The organism is Streptomyces sp. NPDC019396 (assembly GCF_040632375.1).
GTDB lineage: Bacteria > Actinomycetota > Actinomycetes > Streptomycetales > Streptomycetaceae > Streptomyces.
This window is the reverse complement of sequence record NZ_JBEYBS010000036.1, coordinates 13,189-37,266: the sequence shown is the minus strand read 5'-3', so window position 1 is coordinate 37,266 and position 24,078 is coordinate 13,189. Positions and strand designations below refer to the sequence as shown.

Sequence of the window (24,078 nt, the reverse complement as noted above, 5' to 3'; positions counted from 1 at the left end):
TATGCTCGTGGACATGACCACGGAGCCGGGACACCCACGCCGCACCCCCGCGGGAGCCGCAGTGCTCCGGGAGGACGTCACCGAGGCGATTCGCTCCGCCGTCTTCGAGGAGCTGGCGACGGTCGGTTTCGCCCGGATGTCGATCGAGGGCATCGCCCGGCGGGCGGGAGTCGGCAAGACCGCGGTCTACCGGCGCTGGAAGTCCAAGCTGTCCCTGGTCCTGGACCTCGTCTCGGCGTTCGCCGCCCAGGGGCTGCCCGCCCCGGCCACCGGCTCGCTGTACGGGGACGTCCGCGCGCTGCTCGAAGTCGCCTCGCACGCCCTGCGCCACCCGGTGGCGTCCCAGGTCATCCCCGATCTGCTGGTCGAGTCCGCCCGTAACCCGGAGATCGCCCAGGCGGTCAGGGCAGCGCTGTTCGACAGCCAGCAGGGAGTCGCGGCGCTCGTGGTTCGCGACGCGGTGGCGCGCGGCGAACTCCCGGAGTCGGCCGACCCCGACCGCGCCCTCGACCTGATCGTCGGACCGCTGTACTGGCGGCTGGTGGTGGTGCGGGGTGACCTGCCCGAGGGCTATCTGGACGACCTGGCGGCCTCGGCTGTGGCGGCCCTCACCCGCCAGAGCTGAGGACCTGCCCGGCCGGCGGGGACCCGCTCCCTACTTCACCGCCCCTGCCATCACCCCGGACACGAACTGCCGCTGGAACGCGAAGAACACCACCAGCGGGATCACCATCGAGACGAACGCCCCGGGGGCCAGTACGTCGATGTTGTTGCCGAACTGCCGCACCTGCTGCTGAAGGGCGACCGTGATCGGCGGTGACTCGGAGTCGGCGAAGATCAGTGCGACCAGCATGTCGTTCCATACCCACAGGAACTGGAAGATGCCCAGCGAGGCGATCGCCGGAGCGCCCAGCGGCAGCACCACCCGGGTGAACAGCCGGATCTCACCCGCCCCGTCGAGCCGGGCCGCCTCAAGCAGCTCCCTCGGGATCTCCGCGAAGAAGTTCCGCAGCAGGAAGATCGCGAAGGGCAGGCCGAAGGCGACATGGAAGATCACCACCCCGGCCGTCGTCTCGAAGATCCCGATCTCGCCGAACAGCCTCGAGACCGGGACCAGGGCGACCTGCACCGGGACCACGAGCAGGGCGACCACTGCCAGGAACCACCAGTCACGCCCGGGAAAGTCCATCCAGGCGAAGGCATAACCGGCGAGCGAGCCGATCACCACGACCAGGACCGTCGCTGGGACGGTGATCAGGACCGTGGCGAGCAGCGAGTGGGTGATGGTGTCGTTCTGGAGCAGCCTGGTGTAGTTCTCGGCGGTGAGCTGGGCGGGCTGGGCGAAGACCTCCCACCACCCGCTCGCATTGATGTCGGCGGGTGAGCGCAGCGAGGAGAGCAGCAGGCCGATCGCCGGTATCAGCCAGAACAGCCCGGCGAGGACGAGGACGACCCGCAGGGCGCCACCACCCGTGCGGGCGGCGATCCGCGAGGCGAGCGAGGGCCTCCCGCTCCCGGACCGGGCGCTTGCGGACGCATGGGTCTTCCGGGCCGCCTCGGCCGTGCCACCGGCGCCGTCCGGGCCCGTCGCGGTCATCGGCGCGTCTCCCTTCGCATCCTGCGGATGTTGAACAGCATCACCGGAATCACCAGCAGCAGGAGGAGTACCGCGATCGCACTGCCCACGCCGAGGTCGGCATCGGTGCCGAAGGAGGACCGGTAGAGCTGGAGCGCCAGCACGTTCGCATCGTCCTGGGACGAGCCGGGCGCGATGATGAAGACCAGGTCGAAGATCTTCAGTACGTTGATCATCAGCGTGACCATGACCACGGCGAGGACCGGCGCCAGCAGCGGAACGGTCACCCTCCGGAAGACCTGCCACTCACTGGCCCCGTCCACCCGGGCGGCCTCCAGCAGCTCCCGTGGCACGGCTGCCAGCCCTGCGGCGATCAGCACCATCGCGAAGCCCGCCCACATCCAGAGGTACGAGCCGATGATCGCCGGGGTCACCAGAGAGGGACCGAGCCAGTCGACTCCGTTGTACGGCTCCCGGAAGTTGCTCTCCGGCAGCCGGAGCCGGGCACCGTCCGCCTGTGCGGGGAGAGTGAACGTACCGTCGGCGCCCGCCGTGGCCGTGGCGACGACCTTGCCGTCCTTCACCGCCTCGATCCTGATGCCGCTGAGGCCCAGCTCCTGCGGGTCGACGGTGTTGGGCCTGCCGCCCCCGCCCCGGGTGAAGTCCAGCCAGGCGGTGCCGGTGATCTTCCCCGGTTCCGGGGCAGGGGTACGGGCCGGCCGGGCGTCGGCCGGCATCTTCGCGGGGGCCACCCCTACGAGAGGCAGCAGCACCGCGGCTCCGCCCGCCGGGACCGGGTCCTTCGTGATGAACGCCCCGCCACCCGCAGCCTCCAGCGGATGGGCGGGCAGGGGGTGGGCGTTCGGGAAGCCGGCCGACTCGGCGAAGGTGTCATGCACCCCCACCCAGACCGCGTTCGCGACGCCGCGCTCCGGGTCCTGCTCGTACACCAGCCGGAAGATGATGCCCGCGGCCAGCATGGAGATCGCCATGGGCATGAAGACCACCAGCTTGAACGCGGTGCCCCAGCGGACCCGTTCGGTGAGCACGGCGAACACCAGACCGAGCGTGGTGGCCGCGGTCGGAGCGACCACGACCCAGATCGCGTTGTTCTTGACGGCGGTGAAGATGGTGTCGTCGGTGAAGATCTCGACGTAGTTGCCTAGCCCGGCGAACCCGCTCCCGGACCTGTCGAAGAACGAGCGGTAGACCGAGTACCCGATCGGATACACCACGAGCGCACCCAGCAGCACGAGTGCCGGCAGCAGGAAGCCGGCGGCGACCAGCCTCCGGGTCCCGGTCACGCTCCTGCGTGCCTTCGGCGAGCGCCGTTCCCGTCGTGGCCCTTCGCTTGGCTGAGCGGTCACGGCGGCGTCAGTCCTTGTACGCCTTGGCCGCGTCGGCCTCAAGCCGCGCCTGCGTACCCGCGATGTCCTTCGGGTGCTTCAGGAAGTCCTGGAGCGCCTTCCACTCACCCTTGCCGGGAGTCCCGCCGAACGACTGCGGCATCTGGTCCGACATGTCGAAGCGGAAGTTGTCGCCCGCGGCGATCAGAGCCTTCGCGATCTCCCGCTGCACACCGTTCGGGTACGCGGCCGGGTCCAGCTTCTTGTTGGGGGAGATGAAACCACCGGACTCGGCCCAGATCTTCGCGGCGTCCGGCGAGGCCAGGAAGGTCAGCAGCGCCTGCGCGCCCTTGGAGTCCTTGAGCACGACGGCAGCGTCGCCACCGGTCACCACGGGCGGCTCCGCGCCGACCCTGGGGAACGGGAACACCTTTGCATCCGTACCGATCCTGGCGTCGGTCTGCGCGATGTTGACGGTGACGAAGTCCCCTTCGAAGACCATCGCCGCCTTGGGCTGGTCGCCGCCGGTGAAGGTCTGGGTGACGGACTTGGGGAATTCCGTCTGGAGCGCGCCATCCGCGCCACCGGCGATCAGGGACGGCTTGCCGAACAGCTCCCCGAGCGTCGACAGGGCCTGGGTCACCGAGGGGTCGGTCCACTTGATCTGGTGCTTGGCGAGCTGGTCGTACTTCTCCGGGCCCGCTTGGGAGAGATAGACGTTCTCGAACCAGTCGGTGAGCGTCCAGCCGTCGGCCCCGCCGACCGAGACCGGGGTGACTCCGGAGGCGGAGATCGTCTCGGCGGTCTTCAGCAGGTCGTTCCAGGTCGTGGGCACGGTGGCACCCGCGTTCTCGAAGACCGCGTTGTTGTACCAGAAGAGCGACTTGTTGGCGGCCTTGAAGTACACGCCGTAGGGAGTGCCGTCGACGGAGCCGAGGTCCTGCCAGCCCTTGGCGTAGTTCCTGCCGAGCTGGGCCCTGGCCTCGGGACCGAGCGGCTTGGCCCACTTCTGGTCCACGGCCTGCTGGATCGCGCCTACCTGCGGAAGCATCGCGACATCGGGCGGGCTGCCCCCTGCGATCTTCGTACCGAGGAAGTTCACGATCGGGTCCTGAGCGGGGACGAAGGTGACCTTGGCGCCTGTGCGCTTCTCGAACTCCTTGAGGACCTTGGTGAAGTTCTCCTGCTCGGGACCCGTCCAGACCGCCGCGACCTCGAGCTTCTGGCCGTTCAGCCTGGGCAGCTGGACCGTGGGCGCGGAGTCGCTGCCGCCTGTCCGGTCCGGTGCACTGCTGCCGTCGCTGTCGCCGCCGCAGCCGGTGAGCGCGAGCACCCCCGTGGCGACGAGTGCGGTGGCGGCCCTGGCCGTCCTGGTGCCCCTGTGCGTACGACCACGTGCGACTGTCCGCGTTGAGCGCATCACTGCCCCGTCTCTGCCGTGCGCTTCCGGAGGGCGCGCCCGGCCGTGACGCGGGCAGCACCGCTTTCGTCCCGTGCTGTCAGGTCTACGCCCGGTGCCCAGGGGAGGCAAGAGCGCCATCGCCGTCAAGCCGCCGATCGTGATGGGCTCGTGACGTAGAGTCAGGTGACTCTCTCAGGCAGGGGACGAGGTCAGCCGGGGCAGCCGGGCGGCGTCGACCGAGCGGGCGGCGCGGTCCAGGGCGCTGGCCAGCAGGGCCAGGTCGGTGGGGCCGTTGCCCAGCTCGCGGACCGGGCGACGGGTGGGCGGATCGCCCATCCGCTCCCACTCCAGCTCCACGACGGTGGGCCGCTGGGTCGCCGTACGAGGGATACGGCCCGTCACCCGGCCCGCCTGGAACGGGGTCGTGGCACCGTCGGGATGGGCGAGGCGACCGCGACCCGGGACGGGGTCATCCGGACCAGGCGACACCGCGGGGGCGTCGAGCTCCACCCGCAGCCGGACGCCGCGCGCGAGCTGGGTGTCCGCAGTGCGGTCGGGACGCGCGGACGTCGCGACCAGATGGACACCGAGCCGCTCCCCGTCCCTGGCTACGGCCTCCAGCGCCCGTACGACGGAACCCGCAGCGGGCCGGCCGGGGCTGCCGAGCGCGGGGGCGACCAGCGCGTCGTAGTCGTCGACGAGCACGACCAGCCGGGACAGAGAAGGGGCTGGCGCGGCCCGTCCGGCTGCCGTGTCGGCGGTCCCGCCTCCCTGAGGGGTGCCAGTGCTCCCGGCGCCGACTGCGCCGCCGCCGTCGGCCGGACCCTGCTGACGCTGGCCCACCAGCCGCACCGGGACCGCGCGGCGGGTGTGCCACTCGCTGAAGCTCTCGCCGTCCAGCAGCTCGGCGCGCCGCTTCAGCTCCGCTCCGAGCGCCTGGGCGAAAGCGCGCATGCGGACCGGATCGGCCGCGACCAGATGCTCGCCGACGTGGGGGAGGTCGGTGCAGGCGGCCAGCCCGTCACCTCGCTCGCCGCCGGCGCCGTCCACGAGCAGCAGACCGAGCTGGTCAGGGCGGCCCGCGGCGGCCAGTGAAGCGGCGATCGCGTGCAGCAGCTCCGTACGGCCGCTGCCGGCCGGGCCCTCGATCAGCACGTGGGGCCCATCGGCGGTGAGATCCACCGCGAGCGGTCCGCGCGGGCCCGCGCCCAGCACCGCCGCGCCGGGTGAGGCCGATGCCCAGCGGGCCATCAGCGAGGTCGGCGTGGCCCGGGCAAGGCCCAATTCGTCCAGCAACCTGGCCGACCGCGGCAGCGGGGCCGCTATGGGCCGCGCGCCCGGGCAGTCCGTACCCCCGCCGTGCGGCTCGGCCGCGCGCAGTGGCGCCAGCGCCCGGGCGAAGCGCTGGGCCCAGGCCGTGGAGACCGCGTCCACCGCCGCGACCGTGCCATGGCCCGCGGGCTGCCCTCCTGCCGTACGCAGCAGCCGCAGCGCCGTCGCCACATCACCGCTCAGCAGCGCGACCGCCCCGCATTCCCGGAAGGCGAGGGACACCGCACACGCCTCCTCGTAGGTGGCGGCGACCGGCGAGGACGGGGACGCGGCCGGGGTCTCGGCCAGGCAGATCACATGGATGCCCGCGGCCGCTCCGGCTCCGGCCAGCCGCGCGGTGGTCTCACGGAGCGCGGCCGAACCAGGGTCGCCGTCCAGCAGCAGCACGGTGCGCGGACCGCTGTGGCGGGCCGCCGCCTCGTCCACCGCGTGGCGGTCGGCGCTCGGCCAGCCGGGTCCGAGCGAGCCGTCGTCCAGCCGCCGGGTCAGTTCAGCGGTCCGGGCGGTGGCCTGGTCCCGGTCGAAGGCGACCAGCAGCCGGCAGTCCTGCCCGTGCGCGGGCCTCAGATGCGGCAGCCAGCCTAGCCAGCTCCAGTCCCGCTTGCGCTCCTCCAGCGCCTTCGCGCGGTCCGCACAGACCAGCACGATCTCCAGCCCGGTGGGTGCGTGCAGCGCGGCGAGCTGGGCCACGACGGACCGGGCGAGCCCGGTGAGCCGGGCCCTGGGCCCCGCGAGACCGAGCGATCCCGCCTCGCGCAGCCCCACGGTGACCGGTACGGACGGCGTGTCCGCGCGATCCACCGTGCCCAGCCGTACCACGAGCTCCTCCGGGTGCCCTGGCTGCCGCTCCCACAGACGGGGCCCGGGGCCCAGCGCGCTGAGCAGCACGGTGGCGGGGTCGGGCCAGGTCTCCAGCAGCGGGGTGGTGACGGCAGCCACCGGCTCTCCGGGCTCGGCCGCGCCTTCGGCGGCGACCCCGTCCCGGGTGCCGGTGAACCGTCGCGCCCACGCCCCTATCCCGCGCCGTCGCGACCCGCCGTCCCCCCGGCCGCGTCTTCCGCCCGGGGGGCTCTCGTCGGCTGGTTCCCGATCACCGGATAGCGGGGCTTCGGGCTCCGTCGGGACGGCCCAGATGCCGCTGCCGTGGGTGGTGTCGCCGTGCGGCACGCCCTGCGCCCCGCTGCCGGTGTCGCGCCGGACCTGCCCGGGGATCGTCACCTCGTCCCGGACCCAGGACGGGACCGGCCGCCGCCCGGCGGCTGCTTCCCCCTGCTCACGGCCATCATGGCTTTCACGACCGTCATGGCCGTACGGGCCCGGGTCATGGGTCTGCTCCGCTTCGGGGGTGGGGGCACCCGCCTCACCACTGGCCGGCTCCCCGCGCACCCGCAGGTGCCCCTCTCCGTCCGGGGTGGTGGTCAGCGCCTCCGGCGCGGCCGTCGGTGCCAGCCGCAGAGTGGACTCACCGAGGCGCAGCAGGGCGCCGGGGGAGAGCCTGACCGCACCGGAGCTCACGGGGGAGCCGTCCAGCGTGGTGCCGTTGGTGGAGCCGAGGTCCGCGACGGTGACCCGGCCGTCGTCGGCCACGGTCACCGCGCAGTGGAGCCGGGAGACGTCCGGGTCGTCGAGGGGGACGTCCGCCTCGGCCGCGCGCCCGATGACTATCCGGCCGCTGTGCAGGAGATGCACACCGCCCGCGTCCGGGCCCGCGATCACATGAAGCCGGGCCGCCGCATCGGCTTCGCCGTCCGCGTCGCCCTCGACGGGGGTCTGGAGGGCCAGCACGGCCCCGTCCACCAGCGGGGGCTCGCCCAGTGCGCAGCGCTGGGCGTCCAGTCGCTCGCCGCCCGCGTACAGCACGACCTGACCGACGTCCTGACCGGCCACGGCCGCCGCGAGGCCGGAGGCCACCGCGGCCAGCGCCGTGCCGGCCGGAGCGGTGACGAGCACGTCACACGCGCGTCTCGCGGCTTCCGGCGCGGACGCCGGGCCTGGCGTGGCGGCGGACTGCGCGGGGGGCGTGGATGGTGTGGACTGGCCGCTGCGCGGCGCGAGGACGGTCAGCCGGATCTGCATCGCCGTCAGCGGTCCCTTCTGCGCGGGGTGCCCGGCAGGGGAGCGGCCTTGTGAATCCCCCCACCCGGCAGGTCGGCACGGCCGCGGGGTACTCCCCACCCCATACGGCGTGCTGGAGGCATCCTCGCACCTGCCGCTGACAACTTGCCCGCCACCCGGCCTCAAGTGATCTTGATTGGTCAGCTCTGGGTGCAAAAGTGCCTGGTTGGGATCGCCTCTGCCGCCATCGGCACAGCTGTTCGGCGGTCGACGCGGTGGTGATCCCGGCGGTGACCAGGCAGTGACCCGGCGGTGACCCGGTGCTCCCCCGGCAACCATCGGCCCGTGGGGTGCGTCTTACCCGGCCCACCGTCCACATCCGGTGAGCCCGCCGTTGACCCGATCAGCGGCACTACAGTGGGTCGGACACGCGGTCGGGGGCCAGTGTGACCAGTACCACCCGTACTACTCGTACGACCCGTACGACCAGAACCACGATCAGCAGGGAGCGCATGACGTGCGGCCGGTAGGCAGCAAGTACCTGCTCGAGGAACCGCTCGGCCGCGGTGCCACGGGCACCGTCTGGCGAGCCCGCCAGCGGGAGACCGCCGGAGCCGAGGCGGCCGTCGCCGGCCAGCCGGGCGAGACCGTGGCGATCAAGGTCCTCAAGGAAGAGCTCGCGAACGACGCGGACGTGGTGATGCGCTTCCTGCGCGAGCGCTCCGTGCTGCTCCGGCTCACCCACCCGAACATCGTCCGCACGCGCGACCTGGTGGTCGAGGGCGATCTGCTCGCCCTGGTGATGGATCTGATCGATGGCCCCGACCTGCACCGCTACCTCCGGGACAGCGGCCCGTTCTCCCCGGTGGGGGCATCCCTGCTCACCGCGCAGATCGCGGACGCGCTCGCCGCCAGCCACGCCGACGGCGTCGTGCACCGCGACCTCAAGCCGGCGAACGTGCTGCTGGCCGAGCGCCACGGCGAGATGCACCCGATGCTCACCGACTTCGGCATCGCGCGCCTCGCGGACTCCCCGGGCCTGACCCGTACCCACGAGTTCGTCGGCACGCCCGCCTATGTCGCCCCCGAATCCGCCGAGGGCCGTCCGCAGACCTCGGCCGTCGACATCTACGGTGCCGGGATTCTGCTGTACGAGTTGGTCACCGGGCGTCCGCCGTTCGCCGGCGGCACGGCGCTCGAGGTGCTTCACCGCCACCTCAGCGAGGAGCCCCGTCGCCCCTCGACCGTCCCGGGACCGCTGTGGACGGTCATCGAACGCTGTCTGCGCAAGGAGCCGGGGGAGCGGCCCAGCGCCGAGAACCTCGCCCGCGGGCTGCGTACCGTCGCCGCCGGGATCGGCGTGCACTCCACGCCCGCGCAGATCGAGGCCGCGGAAGGCGTCGGAGCGCTGCTGGCACCCGACCCCGACCCCGCCGCCGTCCCGCAGACGCCGGGTGCCGCCGACCCCACCCAGGTGCTGCCCAGCAACGCCGCGCAGTACGACCCCGGGGCCGCCACCAGCGTCCTGCCGCACACCGGTGGGCCGGGCGGCGACGCCGACCCGACCAGCGTCCTGCCGCGCGGCGGCAACGGCGGCTACGGCGGCGCGCCCGATCCGACGTCGGTCATGCCACCCGTTCCCCAGGGGCCCGGACCCGAGGACCCGCACCCGTGGCAGTCCCAGCTCCAGGCGGCCCGGGACCGCAACGAGCAGACCCAGATCCAGTACCTGGACCCGGGTGAGGACCCGCTGCGCCGTCGCCCGCAGCGCCAGGCGCCACCGCCTCAGCCTCCGCAGCGACCGAGGCAGCGCCCCCAGGGCCAGCCGCAGCCGCAGCGCGGCCAGCAGTACGCGCCCCCTCCGCAGCAGTACGCCCCCGTACCACCCCGGCACTACCCGCCGCAGCGGCAGCAGTACGCCCCGCCGCAGCCTCAGGCGCCCCAGCAGCCGGCCCAGCGTCCGCAGCGCGAACCGCGCCCGCCACGCCAGCGCGGCGCCAACCCGATGCGGATTCCCGGTCTGGGCTGTCTCAAGGGCTGCCTGTTCACCCTGGTGCTGCTGTTCGTCGCGGGCTGGCTGATCTGGGAACTCACCCCCCTCCAGCAGTGGATCGGCACGGGCACGAGCTACTGGAACGCCATCGGTGACGGCATCGGCAAGGTGAGCGACTTCATCGGGGAGCTCGTGGGCTCGGACCCGGGCACGGGCGGCAACGGCGGGACGGGCACCACCGGGCAGTGACTCTGTCGCTTTGTCGACATCCGTGCTGGGAAATAGCCCCGCAGAAGTGACGGCTGACGCCATTCGGGGCACTGAACCCCCCGACACCCGCGTAGTTTGTGGGCAACGCCAGCCGCTGAGGGAGCAGTTTTGGCACGGAATATCGGCAGCCGGTACACCGCCCACCAGATCCTTGGCCGGGGCAGCGCGGGCACGGTGTGGCTGGGCGAGGGGCCCGAGGGTCCTGTCGCCATCAAGCTGCTGCGTGAGGACCTGGCCTCCGACGAGGAGCTCGTCGGGCGCTTCGTCCAGGAGCGCACGGCTCTGCTCGGGCTGGACCATCCGCGGGTCGTCGGGGTCCGGGACCTGGTCGTGGACGGCAACGACCTCGCCTTGGTGATGGACCTGGTGCGCGGCACGGACCTGCGGACCCGCCTCGACCGTGAGCGACGGCTCGCGCCCGCTGCCGCGGTCGCCATCGCCGCCGATGTGGCCGAGGGCCTCGCAGCCGCCCATGCCGCGGGGGTGGTCCACCGCGACGTCAAGCCGGAGAACATCCTGCTCGACATGGAGGGCCCGCTCGGTCCCGGCGGCGCCCACCCGGCGCTGCTCACCGACTTCGGCGTCGCCAAGCTCATCGACACCCCGCGCCGCACCCGGGCCACCAGGATCATCGGGACACCCGATTATCTGGCCCCGGAGATCGTCGAGGGCCTGCCGCCCCGAGCGGCCGTCGACATCTACGCCCTCGCGACGGTCCTCTACGAGCTGCTCGCGGGCTTCACCCCGTTCGGTGGCGGCCACCCGGGAGCGGTCCTGCGGCGCCACGTCACCGAGACCGTGGTGCCCCTGCCCGGCATCCCCGACGAGCTGTGGCAGCTCATCGTGCAGTGCCTGGCCAAGGCGCCCGCGTCCCGGCTGCGCGCATCCGAGCTCGCAGCCCGGCTGCACGACCTCCAGCCGCTGCTGAAGGGCATGCCCCCGCTCGACGTCGACGAGCCGGACGCCGAACCGTCCTTCGACGCCGACGACGAACCCGGCTACCCCGCCATCCCCAGCACGCCCCGCAGGGCGGCCGTCCCGCTGGTGCCCGGCGCGGCCACGGACTCCAACCGGGACACCCACACCTCCATGCGTGTGCCCGGCCCGGACGAGCTCGCCGGCGGCGCCCGCGGCACGGCCCGCGCCCCGCGGACCCCGGGCCAGCGCCGCCCCGGCTCCGCCCGCCACAAGGTGGTCCGCAGACGCCGGATCACCCTCGGCATCGCCGGCCTGGCGCTGGCTGCGGCCGTCGGGGTCGGCGGCTGGCTCGCGACCGGCGGTGACGACGAAGGCGTGCCGCCCCAGGACTCCAAGCAGTCGGCCCCCTAGGGCGTGTTGCGAAAGTCCCGCCTGGCACGCGACTCCCCCAGAGCTTCGCCTGGGAGGTGCCCCCAGCACGCACACTCGCTGCGTTGTCGGACTCATCCAAGTACGTCCAGTACGAGGACGACCCTCCGCCTTGCGATCGCACGCACCAGACGCCGCGAGCCCCGCCCTCCGGGCGGACGGCGCTACTTTCGCAACACGCCCTAGCACCCTGAAGAACCTGTTTGTCCCGGACGGGCGGGACGGTACGCTCCGCCCAGCCGTTACGCTGGACCCGTGGCAGTCGTCGATGTATCCGAAGAGCTGAAGTCCCTCTCCTCGACCATGGGGTCGATCGAGGCCGTCCTGGACCTCGACAAGCTGAGGGAAGACATCGCCGTGCTCGAGGAGCAGGCGGCGGCACCGTCCCTGTGGGACGACCCCGAGGCGGCGCAGAAGATCACCAGCAAGCTCTCGCACCTCCAGGCCGAGGTCCGCAAGACGGAGGCGCTGCGCGGGCGTATCGACGACCTCGAAGTGCTCTTCGAGCTCGCCGAGGCCGAGGACGATCCGGACACCCTCGTGGAGGCCGAGGCCGAGCTGCAGGCCGTCCGCAAGGCACTGGACGAGATGGAGGTCCGCACCCTCCTGTCCGGCGAGTACGACGAGCGTGAGGCGCTCGTGAACATCCGCGCCGAGGCCGGCGGCGTCGACGCCGCCGACTTCGCCGAGCAGCTTCAGCGTATGTACCTGCGCTGGGCGGAGCGCCACGGTTACGGCACGGAGGTCTACGAGACCTCGTACGCGGAAGAGGCCGGCATCAAGTCGACCACCTTTGTGGTCAAGGCGCCCTACGCCTACGGCACACTCTCCGTCGAGCAGGGCACGCACCGCCTGGTCCGTATCTCCCCGTTCGACAACCAGGGCCGCCGCCAGACCTCCTTCGCGGGTGTCGAGGTGCTCCCCGTCGTCGAGCAGTCCGACCACGTGGAGATCGACGAGACCGAGCTGCGTGTGGACGTCTACCGTGCGTCCGGCCCCGGCGGCCAGGGTGTCAACACCACGGACTCCGCGGTTCGCATCACCCATATCCCGACCGGCATCGTGGTCTCCTGCCAGAACGAGCGCTCCCAGATCCAGAACAAGGCGAGCGCGATGAACGTCCTCCAGGCGAAGCTCCTCGAGCGCCGCCGCCAGGAAGAGCAGGCCAAGATGGACGCCCTCAAGGGCGACGGCGGCAACTCCTGGGGCAATCAGATGCGTTCGTACGTCCTGCACCCGTACCAGATGGTCAAGGACCTCCGCACGGAGCACGAGGTCGGTAACCCTCAGTCGGTGCTGGACGGCGAGATCGACGGCTTCCTGGAGGCGGGTATTCGCTGGCGCAAGCAGCAGGAGAAGTAGCCGCTCCTCGGCACTCTCGTATGACCGAACGGCGTCGGGTCCTCTGGGATCCGGCGCCGTTCGTTCGCTGGAGCAAGCGGAACGGGAGCCGTTCACTCGCTTTGTCGACAAGGGAACTGCCCTCTTCGAGGCGCCAGTTCCCCTTTTACGTCACAGTTACAGGCCCTGGCCTCAGTCAACTCCCCCTATTCCGGGCATCGCACGCGCAACGTCCTTGACGTGTTCGGGAAAACTGGGGAAGGCTGGCGCGGCACGCGTGTTTCCGGGGCGTGTGTGTGGGGAACGCGAAAGCGCCCCCAGCGGCCGATGCCCCTCGACGCTGCATCAATGACATAGAGCTACTGGGGGTAGCACACAGATGACCAAGAAGACGCGGGTCCGTGTGGCACGAATAGCCGCCGGTGCGGTGATCGCCGCCGGTGCGTCCCTGACTGCCGCGGGTGCCGCTCAGGCCGCCGGTATCGGTGTGGACGTCGTGGGGATCAAGGCTGAGGCCGGGGTCTCCAGGGAAGGCGTCGAGGTCGGCCTCGGCGTCGGCGGTGACTCCGAAGGCAACAAGAACGGGGGCAACGGCGACGACCCGTGCATCCCCGGTGACGCCTCCTGCCCGACCGACCCGACCAACGGCGGGACCACCGATGGTGGTGTCACGGATGGTGGCGTCACTGATGGTGGTGTCACGGACGGTGGCGTCACTGATGGTGGTGTCACGGACGGTGGCGTCACTGATGGTGGTGTCACGGATGGTGGCGTCACTGATGGTGGTGTCACTGATGGTGGTGTCACTGATGGTGGTGTCACGGATGGTGGCGTCACGGATGGTGGCGTCACTGATGGTGGTGTCACTGATGGTGGCGCCACCGATGGTGGAGCCACGGACGGTGGTAACACCAGCGGCTCCGCCACCACGTCCGGCGGCTCCGCCACCACCGCCGGTGGGAACGGAAACGGCACCGCCGGTGGGAACGGCAACGGCACCGCCGGTGGTAACGGCAATGGCACCGCCGGTGGTAACGGCAATGGCACCGTCGGTGGCTCCGGCGACTGCACCGTGAACGTCGAGGGTGCCGAGTGCGCCGACAACACCGACACCAACAACGCGGGCTCCACGCCGGTCGAGCAGGGCCAGGCCAAGGAGGAGCTCGCCGAGACCGGTGCCACGGAGACCACGTTCCTGCTGGTCGGCGCCGCGACGATGATCGCGGGTGGAATCGGCTTCCGCATGCTGCCGCGCCTCGTCGGCAACGGTCGTTCTGCTGCCTGAGTGGCCGTAGCCGTACGCGAGCGGTGTAACCGCACGTAACAGTACGCACCAAGGGGTCCGGACACCGAATGGTGTCCGGACCCCTTGGTGCGTCTGGGGCGCTCTGAGGCTGCTGGGGCTCTGTCTGGCGCTTTACACGGTCTTACACGGTCTGGTGAGCCGCCAACAGCGCCACAGCGGCCACCAGGACCGCCAGAAGCGCGAGCAGAGCCACCGGGCTCATGCCCGCCAGGGGGCCGCCGGTCGATTGCTGCAGGCGCTCACGGCTGCTGCGGCAGACGGGGCACCGGCCCTCGCTGACGGGTGCCGCGCAGTTGGCGCACACCAGTCGGTCGTAGGTCATGCGCTCTCCTCCTCCCGCACGGCGGAGCCGTCGGCCGAGTCGTACTCCCGGGGTTTCCCGGTGATGCTTCTCAGTGGTCTTCTCCGCTCAACGTGCACGGGGACGCGTCCGTTCCCCCTCCCACTGTGCCAGCTCCCGCGGGATTCGGCGCGTCCCCTTGGGTGGCCGTGCCCCGGGCCCGCCCTGCCCCGACAGTCAAAGCCGGACAAAGGCCGCAACGCCGGTCGGTAACTGCGCGGGCCATCCTCATTCGCGTATGGTCACGCACACCTACTCCCGGCTGACCGTGGTGCACTCGTGATCCGATTCGACAACGTCTCCAAGAGCTACCCCAAGCAGAACCGCCCAGCCCTGCGCGACGTCTCCCTGGAGATCGAGAAGGGGGAGTTCGTCTTCCTCGTGGGCTCGTCCGGTTCCGGAAAGTCGACCTTCCTGCGGCTGCTCCTGCGCGAGGAGCGTGCCAGCCACGGTCAGGTCCACGTCCTGGGCAAGGACCTCGCCCGCCTGTCGAACTGGAAGGTGCCGAACATGCGCCGCCAGCTCGGCACGGTCTTCCAGGACTTCCGCCTGCTGCCCAACAAGACGGTCGCCGAGAACGTGGCCTTCGCGCAGGAGGTCATCGGCAAGTCGCGCGGTGAGATCCGCAAGTCCGTGCCCCAGGTGCTCGACCTCGTCGGGCTCGGTGGCAAGGAGGAGCGGATGCCCGGTGAGCTGTCCGGTGGTGAGCAGCAGCGTGTGGCCATCGCCCGGGCATTCGTCAACCGCCCCATGCTGCTGATCGCGGACGAGCCCACCGGCAACCTGGACCCGCAGACCTCCGTCGGCATCATGAAGCTGCTGGACCGGATCAACAGGACCGGCACCACAGTGGTGATGGCGACCCACGACCAGAACATCGTCGACCAGATGCGCAAGCGTGTCATCGAGCTCGAACAGGGCCGGCTCGTACGTGACCAGGCGCGCGGCGTCTACGGCTACCAGCACTGAAAGGCTGAACGACTCGCCATGCGCGCCCAGTTCGTACTCTCGGAGATCGGCGTCGGTCTCCGCCGCAATCTCACGATGACCTTCGCTGTGATCGTCTCCGTGGCCCTGTCGCTCGCGCTCTTCGGTGGTGCGCTGCTCATGCGTGAGCAGGTCAGCACCATGAAGGACTTCTGGTACGACAAGGTCAACGTCTCCATCTTCCTCTGCAACAAGAACGACGCGGAATCCGACGAGAAGTGCTCCAAGGGCGCGGTGACCGCCGAGCAGAAGGAGCAGATCGAGGCGGACCTCGGGAAGATGGACGTCGTCGACACCGTGCACCAGGAGTCGGCCGACGAGGCGTACAAGCACTACCGGGAGCAGTACAGCGACACCCCGATCGCCGCGACGATCACCCCGGACCAGATGCAGGAGTCGTTCCGCGTCAAGCTCAAGGACCCCGAGAAATACCAGGTGGTGGCCACCGCTTTCGCGGGCCGGGACGGTGTGCAGTCGGTACAGGACCAGCGCAACATCCTTCAGAACCTGTTCGACCTGATGAACGGCATGAACATCGCCGCGCTGTTCGTGATGGCGCTGATGCTGGTCATCGCGCTGATGCTGATCGTCAACACCGTGCGTGTCTCGGCGTTCAGCCGTCGGCGTGAGACCGGGATCATGCGGCTCGTCGGCGCCTCCAGCTTCTATATCCAGATGCCGTTCATCATGGAGGCCGCCTTCGCGGGGCTCCTCGGCGGTCTGGTGGCCTGTGTGCTGCTGCTGGTGGGCCGGTACTTCCTGATCGACCACGGCCTCGCACTGTCCGAGAAGATGCAACTGGTCAACTTCATCGGCTGGGATGCCGTGATCACCAAGTTGCCTCTGGTGCTGGTGATCGGCCTGTTGATGCCCGCCCTTGCCGCTTTCATCGCGCTGCGCAAGTACCTCAAGGTGTGACAAGCGCCCCGGGCGCCGTACGGTCAACGGCCGTACGGCGCCCTTCGCTTGTCCTAGAGTGGGCGCCATGTTGGGCCCCGAATCACCTCTGATGCCCCGTGGAGTCCCGCGTGGATTCCGCCGTGGGGCGGCCCTGACCATGGTGTTCGCGGGTGTCCTCGCGACCGCTTCGGCCACCGGTCTGCTGCCTCGCGGCGAGGTTGAGCCGGACCCCGTCCCCGCGGCCCGCGCTGCCGCGGCCACCATGGCCGACCGCGACGAAGTGGCCCGTGCCGCCGCTCGGGCCATGGCGGACGGCAAGTCCGTGGCGGACGCCGCCGAGGAGGTCGTCAGCCGCAGCGGTGACCGCTGGGGCGCGGTGTACGACAAGGGGGAGTACGAGGAGTTCGCGCAGGCCCTCGACGGCGCGTACACCGGCGTCGGGCTCTGGGCCAGGCGCGGGCCCGACGGCCGGGTCGAGGTCGCCCGGGTGCAGCGCGGCGGCCCCGCCGAGCGTGCCGGCGTCCGGACCGGGGATCAGGTGCGCACCATCGACGGGGCACGGATAGACGGGCGCCCGGTCAGCGAGGTCGTCGCCCTGCTGCGCGGCGACGGCAAGGAGGCCCCGGCGGGCTCGGTCGTCGCCCTCGGCCTCCAGCGCGGTGAGCGCACCTGGACGCAGACCCTGCGCAGGGCCAGGCTGGCCACCGAGGCGGTCACGGTCCAGAAGCTCGACGGCAACGCTGTGATGATCAAGGTGGCCGCCTTCACCAAGGGCTCGGGCGAGCGGGTGCGGGACGCCGTCAGGAAGGCTCCGGCGGGCGCGGGCGTGCTGCTCGACCTGCGGGGCAACGGCGGCGGACTGGTGTCCGAGGCAGTGACGGCCGCGTCCGCGTTCCTGGACGGCGGTCTGGTCGCCACGTATGACGTGCACGGGGAGCAGAAGGCCGTGTACGCCCGCCCGGGGGGCGACACGGAGAGACCCGTGGTCGCCCTGGTCGACGGCGGCACCATGAGCGCGGCCGAGCTGGTCGCCGGAGCCCTCCAGGACCGTGGCCGTGCGGTCACCGTGGGGTCGCGCACCTTCGGCAAGGGCTCTGTCCAGATGCCCGAGAAGCTGCCGGACGGCTCCGTCGCCGAGCTCACCGTCGGCCACTACCGCACCCCGGCCGGACGCGATGTGGAGGGCAAGGGCATCACCCCGGACCTCGCCGCGGGCAAAGAGGCACAGAAGCGGGCCCGCACAGTATTGAGTGGCCTCGGCACCGGCTCGTAGTGCGAAAATGGCCGCACTATGGCTAAGGAAAAAGGGCGCAAGCTGATCGCGCAGAACAAGAAGGCGCGGCACGACTACCACATCCTCGACACCTACGAGTGCGGTCTCGTGCTGATGGGTACCGAGGTCAAGTCGCTGCGCCAGGGGCGGGCCTCGCTGGCGGACGGGTTCGTCCAGATCGACGGACACGAGGCGTGGCTGCACAACGTGCACGTACCGGAGTACAGCCAGGGCACCTGGACCAACCACACCGCCCGGCGCAAGCGGAAGCTGCTGCTGCACCGCACCGAGATCGACAAGCTGGAGTCCAAGTCCCAGGAGACGGGGCACACCATCGTGCCGCTCGCCCTGTACTTCAAGGACGGGCGTGCCAAGGTCGAGATCGCGCTTGCCAGGGGCAAGAAGGAGTTCGACAAGCGGCAGACGCTCCGCGAGAAGCAGGATCGCCGCGAGTCGGACCGTGCGATGTCCGCGGCGCGCCGCCGCCAGCGGGCCTGAGCTGCCCCTGCCGGGGGAATACGCTGGCACCGTGGTGCGTTGGTCACGTACGATGGCATCTGCCCTCCCCGAGGGGGCGGCTTTGAGCAGTACCTAATTCAATAGTGACAACATGGGGATGATCGGTTTCGACAGCGGATGTCGAAGCAGGGGAAGCGTGTCGAGGAAGCGGCAATGATCTCGTAAACCACGCGCCGAAACCAATAATCGCCAACACCAAGCGCGATTCCTTCGCCCTCGCTGCCTAAGTAGCGACTTGCGAAGTGTCAGCCCGGGGCTGTTCCCGACCCGGATCCTGGCATCAGCTAGGGAACTCAACCTCTAGGCCCGGTCACGGGGTGTAGAGGGAAAACACACAGTGACTGAGCCCGTCGGAGACTTGTCCGCGTGATCTCCGGGGCTGAGAAAAGCGCAGCGGACTGCACACGGAGAAGCCCTGATTCCGCACCGTTGGACGCGGGTTCGATTCCCGCCATCTCCACCACCGAAGGATTCCGGGGGGTCACCCCCGGATCCCGGACCCCATGTGGGCAAAGGCCCGGCTGTCACAGCCGGGCCTTTGCCGTCCCCGCCTTCGGCGACAGGGCTGAGAGCGCGAGCGCCAGCGCGAGCCCCGCCGCGGCGACCGGCACGGCGTAGCCGTAGGCCGCACCCGCGTGCTCCACCGTCCAGCCGCCCGTCGCCGACCCCACCGCGATACCCCCGAGCAGCGCTGTCACGGCGAGGGTCATGCCCTCGTTCAGCTGCCCCGCGGGAGTCAGGCGCTGCACCGTGCCCATGCCCGTCACCATCGTCGGGGCCGTCGCCATGCCCGCGATCAGGAGGGCAGCCGCCACGGTGGCCAGTGAACCCGTCGCCACCGCGGCGAGCAGCGGCAGGGCCATCAGGCCCGTCATCGCCGCCAGGCACCCCCGCAGTCCGGCGCCGCGCCGCGCCCTGCCGTAGACGAGCCCCGCGGCACACGAGCCCGCCGCCTGGAGGGCCAGCACCGGACCGGCCGCAGGGCCGTCCGCGAACGCGATCGTCACGACCTCCATGGATCCGAACACCGCGCCGGTCGCGAGGAACACAGCCAGCAGTGGGGCCATCCCCGGGGTCCGCAGGGGTGACCCTGCCGAGGTGCGGGGCGCCACCGGTGGTTCGGTGGACCGCTGAGCCGCGAACAGCAGCACGCCCGTGAGCAGCAGGAGCGCCCCCGCCAGTGTGCCGGCCTCCGGGAAGAGGGCCGAGCAGAGCAGGGCCGCGAGCACCGGACCGAGCATGAAGCACAGCTCGTCGGCGGCCTGCTCGAAGGCGTTGGCGGTGTGCAGCGCCCTGGGGTCGTCCTTCAGGAGGTGTGCCCAGCGGGCCCGGGACATACCACCGGTGTTGGGCATGGTGGCGGTTGCCGCGTAGGAGGCGAACAGCGTCCAGATGGGAGCGTCGTACCGCACGCACAGCACCAGGGCGAGCTCACCGAGCACGGCGAGGGCGGTGGCCGGTACGGCGACCCTCGCCTGCCCGCACCGGTCGACCAGCCGTGCCGTCCAGGGCGCGACCAGCGCGGTGGCGGCGAGGCCGGTCGCGGTGACGGCCCCGGCGAGGGCGTAGGAGCCCCGCGCCCCCGCGATCATGATCACGGCGCTCACGCTGAACATCCCCATGGGGAGGCGCGCGATGAGGTTGCCGGTGGTGAAGGCGCGGGCGCCGGGGATACGGAAGAGGCGTGCGTACGGTCCCGCCGGACGCGCTGGACGTGAACGGCCCGGCTCCCGGTAGGGCGGCGCCAGCACCAGCGTGCCTCCCGCCGTGGTCATCCGCGGGGCGGTCGTGGTGCGTCGTGCGGTGCTGTGCCGAGTGGTCGTCTGAGGCATGGATCAAGGTTCGCCGCGGGCCGTCACCGCGGTCCAACACCTGTTCGGAGCCCATTGACGCATCTCTGTTGTAAATTCCCCCGCATGCCCCAGGCCCAGGACATCGAGCCCCGGCTGCTGCGCGCCTTCGTCGCCGTCGCCACCGAACTGCACTTCACCCGCGCCGCTGCCCGGCTGTTCATCGCCCAGCAAGCCCTGAGCCGGGACATCAGGCGCCTTGAGCGGGAGTTGGGCGCCGAGCTGTTCGTACGGACCACCCGGCAGGTGATGCTCACCGCCGACGGGGAGCGGCTGCTGCCGTACGCGCGCCGGGTGCTCGACGCCCAGGACGAGCTGGCCGCCGTGTTCGCGGACGCGAGCCGGCCGCTGCTCGTCGATCTCAACAGCGAGGGGATGACGACGGGGCGGGTGCTGGAGCGTGCCCGTGCGCTCGCGCCCGGGAGCGAGCTGATGGCCCGCTTCGAGAGCGGGCTGACCGGAGCGGCGGCGGAGATCGTCGCCGGCCGGCTCGATGTGTCCTTCGGACGGTACGCCGGACTCGAATCGTCCATGCGCTCGCATCTGGAACACCAGCTCGTGCGGTTCGAGCCGATGGCGGTCCTGCTGCCCGCCGACCATCCGCTGGCGGGATGTGAGCGCCTGGAGCTGGATGCCCTGGCGGGCGAGCGGATCTACGCCGGTGCGGGCAATCCGAGGACGCTGGAGTGGACCGACCTGGCACGACGGCTGTTCGAAGGGCGCGGGATCGAAATCGCCCCGCCGGCACCGGTGGCCCTGGGGAAGGAGGAGTTCCGCCGCATCATGGCCAAAACCCGTAGCCCTGTACTCGCAGTAACCGAGTTCCCGCCCATGCCGGACACCGTGCTGCGCCCCCTCGTCGCACCCGTGCCGCTGTCGCCGCTTTCCCTGGTCTGGCGCAGGGGACTGAGGCATCCGGGCCTTGACGCCCTGCGGCTCGCGGCCACCCAGCTCGCCGCCGAAGAGGGCTGGCTGAAAATGATCCCTGGAGCCTGGCTCCCGGACACAGACCGGTCACTTATTACGGACAACCGCTGATACACCGACCCAAGCGGAAGCACTGTGCGCTACATTCATGGTCCCGGGTGCCACATGGGTTGACGTGTGCTTGGACGCGATGGGGACCGCGTCGGGTGACCGAGATCCGGCCATACGTGCGCCCGGTTCCGTTCAGTGGGGGATGTGCGTTCTGCAGTGGAAAATTGGCGAGAAGCTGCCCGTTTCGGGCCTACGCGTAAGCCCAACGAGGCTGGGGGCAACGAGGTCACGGTGCAGCTCGCTGCCACCGAGCTCGGTGAACTGCGCGGGCTCGATGACCTTAACGAACTCACCGTCCAGCTCGACGGCCTTGGCCGACAGCTCACGGAACGTAACCGTCTCATGGGTTCGGCGGACACGGAACGGCCGGATGCCCCATCCGCGCAGGACTCCTCCGACGGCCCGGTGTTCGTCGACGCCAGCGGCCGGCGCAGCCGGAAGCTCCGCCGGATCGGCTGGGTGCTCGCCATCGCCTGCGCCTGCTACGCGATCACCCTCGTCGCCGCCCTCATCGGCGGCAACTCCAGGGCACCCTGGCTGCTGATACCCGGTCCCGAGGGCGAGCAGAACACGGGCACCGTGCAGGAGCAGCCCGTTCCCACCGGCTCCCCCACGGATCCGGCCGCCCCCGGGAGCAGCCCCGGAGCCCCGGCCCTCGACGGTTCCACCGGCGCTGCCCCCGTGCAGCAGCCGGACGGCACCGGCGCCGGCGGCAGCGCGGGAGCCAGCGCCTCTGCCGACCCCGGCGCCACCACCGGCCCCAGCGACACAGTGCCCGGCAAGGGCGGCGCCACCGCGGGCACCGGAAAACCCGTCACGCGCCCCACCGTCTCCGCGCCCGTCGACGGCGGAGCGGGAGGCGAGGAGCCCGAGCCGGAGGAGCCGCCCGCCCCTCCGACGGACACCGAGACGGCACCCACGGAAGAACCACCCACCGATCCCCCCGCGGGTGACGGCGGCCAGCAGGGCCTGGAAGGCGCACAGTAAATGACCACCTCCGGCAGGCGTGCGCGCAGACAGCGCACGGCCGTCAGGCGCAGGCTGCCCATGCGCTATCTGCTGCCCTCGCTGTTCCTCGTCGCGCTGCTCGCGATGCTGATGCTGCGCGGCTACGTCCACAGCGAGATCCTCGCCGACCACCGCGTACGGCCCCCGGACTCGAGCGACCACGTCCCCGCGAACATCCTCAAGGGCGGCCCGGTCATCGACGCGCGTGCCGGAATCCAGCCCAAGGCGCTGAGCGTCCCCGAGAAGAAGCTGGTGCTGACCTTCGACGACGGGCCCGACCCCGTCTGGACGCCCCAGGTACTCGACAAGCTGAAGAAGTACGACGCCCACGCCGTCTTCTTCGTGACCGGCACGATGAGCTCCCGCTATCCCGAGCTGGTCGAGCGGATCGTGGCCGAGGGCCATGAGATCGGGCTGCACACCTTCAACCACCCCGACCTCTCCTTCCAGTCGAAGAGCCGCATCGACTGGGAACTCACCCAGAACCAGCTCGCCCTGGCCGGTGCGGCCGGGATCCGCACCTCCCTCTTCCGGCCGCCGTACTCCTCGTTCTCGTCAGCCCAGGACGACCACTCCTGGCCGGTGACCGAGTACGTCGGCAGCCAGGGCTACATCACGGCCTTCAACGACACCGACAGCGAGGACTGGAAGCGCCCCGGCGCCGACGCGATCATCGAGCGCGCCACGCCCAAGGGCACCAAGGGCTCCATCGTGCTGATGCACGACTCCGGTGGTGACCGGTCCCAGACCGTCGCCGCGCTGGACCGCTTCCTGCCCCGGATGCAGAAGCGGGGCTACGCCTTCACCAACCTCACCGAGGCACTCGGCGCACCGAGTGCCCACACCAAGGTCACCGGACCGGAGCTGTGGAAGGGCAAGGCCTGGGTGGGGGCGGTCGCCGTCTCGGAGCGCACCACCAGCGCCCTGACCGTGGGCCTCGCCGTGATCGGCGTGCTCGTCTTCGTGCGCTTCGGGATGATGCTGCTGCTCTCCTTCGGCCACGCCCGCAAGGTGCGCCGCCGCCGCTTCCGCTGGGGTCCGGCCGTCACCGAACCGGTGACCGTGCTCGTCCCCGCGTACAACGAGAAGGAGTGCATCGAGAACACGGTGCGCTCGCTCATGGCCAGCGATCACCCCATCGAGGTCATCGTCATCGACGACGGCTCGTCCGACGACACCGCCGACCTTGTCGACGACATGTGGCTGCCGAACGTCCGGGTGATCCGCCAGACCAACGCCGGAAAGCCGGAAGCCCTCAACAACGGCATACGCAACGCCCGCCACGACATCATCGTGATGATGGACGGCGACACGGTCTTCGAACCGTCCACCGTCCGCGAACTGGTCCAGCCGTTCGGCGACCCGAACGTCGGCGCCGTCGCGGGCAACGCCAAGGTCGGCAACCGCGATTCCCTCATCGGCGCCTGGCAGCACATCGAGTACGTGATGGGCTTCAACCTGGACCGCCGGATGTACGACATGCTGCGCTGCATGCCCACCATCCCGGGCGCGGTCGGTGCCTTCCGGCGCGAGGCCCTCCAGCGGGTCGGCGGCATGAGCGACGACACCCTCGCCGAGGACACCGACATCACGATGGCGCTGCACCGCGACGGCTGGCGGGTCGTCTACGCCGAGCGGGCACGTGCCTGGACCGAGGCGCCGGAGAGCGTGCAGCAGCTCTGGTCCCAGCGCTACCGCTGGTCGTACGGCACGATGCAGGCCATCTGGAAGCACCGCAGGGCCGTGATCGACAGCGGCCCCTCCGGCCGCTTCGGCCGGGTCGGCCTGCCGCTGGTCTCGCTCTTCATGGTGCTGTTCCCGCTGCTCGCACCGCTCATCGACGTGTTCCTGCTCTACGGACTGGTCTTCGGCCCCACCCAGAAGACCGTGGTCGCCTGGCTCGGCGTGCTCGCCATCCAGGTCGCCTGCGCCGCGTACGCGTTCCGGCTGGACAAGGAACGCATGGTGCACCTGATCGCGCTGCCCCTCCAGCAGATCCTCTACCGGCAGCTCATGTACGTCGTGCTGCTCCAGTCCTGGATCACCGCGCTCACCGGCGGCCGGCTTCGCTGGCAGAAGCTTCGCCGCACGGGTGTGGTGGAGGCGCCCGGCTCGATTCCGAGCCCGCGGCAGAGCAGTGAAAACCGGAGGCCCGTCGCGTGACCACCCAGCCCATCGACCTGGGCGGTCTGTCC

General features: G+C 70.8%; 18 protein-coding genes and 1 other RNA gene. 13 read left to right on the top strand and 6 right to left on the bottom strand.

Annotation, left to right across the window (positions count from 1 at the left end; genetic code table 11):
• Nucleotides 1–13: 13 nt before the first annotated feature.
• The gene (locus tag ABZ532_RS28810) at nt 14–625 is read left to right on the top strand and encodes a TetR/AcrR family transcriptional regulator (RefSeq protein WP_361290013.1); all 612 of its coding nucleotides are present in this window, start codon (nt 14–16) and stop codon (nt 623–625) included.
• A gap of 30 nt (nt 626–655) precedes the next feature.
• Here ABZ532_RS28810 and ABZ532_RS28805 read toward each other — a convergent pair whose 3' ends face one another.
• From ABZ532_RS28805 to ABZ532_RS28790, 4 genes are all read right to left on the bottom strand, one after another.
• Complete coding sequence (locus ABZ532_RS28805; RefSeq protein WP_361290010.1) at nt 656–1,597, bottom strand: carbohydrate ABC transporter permease; 942 nt, start codon at nt 1,595–1,597, stop codon at nt 656–658.
• Nucleotides 1,594–2,943, bottom strand: coding sequence for a sugar ABC transporter permease (locus tag ABZ532_RS28800; RefSeq protein ID WP_361290007.1), 1,350 nt, complete (start codon nt 2,941–2,943; stop codon nt 1,594–1,596). The genes ABZ532_RS28805 and ABZ532_RS28800 overlap by 4 nt, the downstream gene beginning before the upstream one ends.
• 7 nt (nt 2,944–2,950) lie before the next feature.
• Nucleotides 2,951–4,342, bottom strand: a complete 1,392-nt coding sequence (locus ABZ532_RS28795) for an ABC transporter substrate-binding protein (RefSeq protein ID WP_361290004.1) — start codon at nt 4,340–4,342, stop codon at nt 2,951–2,953.
• 174 nt (nt 4,343–4,516) lie between these two features.
• Nucleotides 4,517–7,732, bottom strand: coding sequence for an FHA domain-containing protein (locus tag ABZ532_RS28790; RefSeq protein WP_361290001.1), 3,216 nt, complete (start codon nt 7,730–7,732; stop codon nt 4,517–4,519).
• Nucleotides 7,733–8,228: 496 nt separating this feature from the next.
• On the opposite strand from ABZ532_RS28790, the gene ABZ532_RS28785 reads away from it, so the two are divergent.
• The 4 genes from ABZ532_RS28785 to ABZ532_RS28770 all read left to right on the top strand — a co-directional run bounded on the left by ABZ532_RS28785 (nt 8,229) and on the right by ABZ532_RS28770 (nt 13,947).
• A complete protein-coding gene (locus ABZ532_RS28785) occupies nt 8,229–9,953 on the top strand; it encodes a serine/threonine-protein kinase (RefSeq protein ID WP_361290044.1) in 1,725 nt (574 codons plus the stop codon).
• A gap of 129 nt (nt 9,954–10,082) precedes the next feature.
• On the top strand, nt 10,083–11,303 hold the full coding sequence (locus tag ABZ532_RS28780; protein WP_361289998.1) for a serine/threonine-protein kinase: 1,221 nt from the start codon (nt 10,083–10,085) through the stop codon (nt 11,301–11,303).
• 273 nt (nt 11,304–11,576) lie between these two features.
• The gene (prfB, locus tag ABZ532_RS28775) at nt 11,577–12,683 is read left to right on the top strand and encodes a peptide chain release factor 2 (RefSeq protein WP_361289995.1); all 1,107 of its coding nucleotides are present in this window, start codon (nt 11,577–11,579) and stop codon (nt 12,681–12,683) included.
• Nucleotides 12,684–13,041: 358 nt separating this feature from the next.
• Nucleotides 13,042–13,947, top strand: coding sequence for a hypothetical protein (locus ABZ532_RS28770; protein ID WP_361289992.1), 906 nt, complete (start codon nt 13,042–13,044; stop codon nt 13,945–13,947).
• A gap of 142 nt (nt 13,948–14,089) precedes the next feature.
• On the opposite strand, the gene ABZ532_RS28765 is transcribed toward ABZ532_RS28770, so the two are convergent.
• On the bottom strand, nt 14,090–14,290 hold the full coding sequence (locus ABZ532_RS28765; RefSeq protein ID WP_361289989.1) for a hypothetical protein: 201 nt from the start codon (nt 14,288–14,290) through the stop codon (nt 14,090–14,092).
• 297 nt (nt 14,291–14,587) lie between these two features.
• Here ABZ532_RS28765 and ftsE point away from each other — a divergent pair, with 297 nt between their 5' ends.
• The 5 genes from ftsE (at nt 14,588) to ssrA (ending at nt 18,450) form a co-directional block, all read left to right on the top strand.
• Nucleotides 14,588–15,277 (top strand): cell division ATP-binding protein FtsE, encoded by a 690-nt coding sequence (gene ftsE, locus ABZ532_RS28760; protein ID WP_361289986.1) that lies wholly within the window; start codon nt 14,588–14,590, stop codon nt 15,275–15,277.
• 18 nt (nt 15,278–15,295) lie between these two features.
• The gene (ftsX, locus tag ABZ532_RS28755; protein ID WP_361289983.1) at nt 15,296–16,213 is read left to right on the top strand and encodes a permease-like cell division protein FtsX; all 918 of its coding nucleotides are present in this window, start codon (nt 15,296–15,298) and stop codon (nt 16,211–16,213) included.
• A gap of 67 nt (nt 16,214–16,280) precedes the next feature.
• Complete coding sequence (locus tag ABZ532_RS28750) at nt 16,281–17,468, top strand: S41 family peptidase (RefSeq protein WP_361289980.1); 1,188 nt, start codon at nt 16,281–16,283, stop codon at nt 17,466–17,468.
• Nucleotides 17,469–17,486: 18 nt separating this feature from the next.
• Nucleotides 17,487–17,966, top strand: a complete 480-nt coding sequence (gene smpB, locus ABZ532_RS28745) for an SsrA-binding protein SmpB (RefSeq protein WP_361289977.1) — start codon at nt 17,487–17,489, stop codon at nt 17,964–17,966.
• Between the two features lie 114 nt (nt 17,967–18,080).
• Nucleotides 18,081–18,450, top strand: a transfer-messenger RNA (tmRNA) gene (gene ssrA / locus ABZ532_RS28740).
• A 61-nt stretch (nt 18,451–18,511) separates the two neighbouring features.
• On the opposite strand, the gene ABZ532_RS28735 is transcribed toward ssrA, so the two are convergent.
• Nucleotides 18,512–19,762: an MFS transporter gene (locus tag ABZ532_RS28735; protein WP_361290041.1), complete on the bottom strand. Its 1,251-nt coding sequence runs from the start codon at nt 19,760–19,762 to the stop codon at nt 18,512–18,514.
• Between the two features lie 141 nt (nt 19,763–19,903).
• Between ABZ532_RS28735 and ABZ532_RS28730 the strand changes: the two genes are divergently transcribed.
• From ABZ532_RS28730 to ABZ532_RS28720, 3 genes are all read left to right on the top strand, one after another.
• Nucleotides 19,904–20,875 (top strand): LysR family transcriptional regulator, encoded by a 972-nt coding sequence (locus ABZ532_RS28730; RefSeq protein WP_361289974.1) that lies wholly within the window; start codon nt 19,904–19,906, stop codon nt 20,873–20,875.
• 231 nt (nt 20,876–21,106) lie between these two features.
• Nucleotides 21,107–21,862: a hypothetical protein gene (locus ABZ532_RS28725; protein ID WP_361289971.1), complete on the top strand. Its 756-nt coding sequence runs from the start codon at nt 21,107–21,109 to the stop codon at nt 21,860–21,862.
• Nucleotides 21,863–21,922: 60 nt separating this feature from the next.
• On the top strand, nt 21,923–24,046 hold the full coding sequence (locus ABZ532_RS28720) for a bifunctional polysaccharide deacetylase/glycosyltransferase family 2 protein (RefSeq protein ID WP_361290038.1): 2,124 nt from the start codon (nt 21,923–21,925) through the stop codon (nt 24,044–24,046).
• Nucleotides 24,047–24,078: the final 32 nt, after the last annotated feature.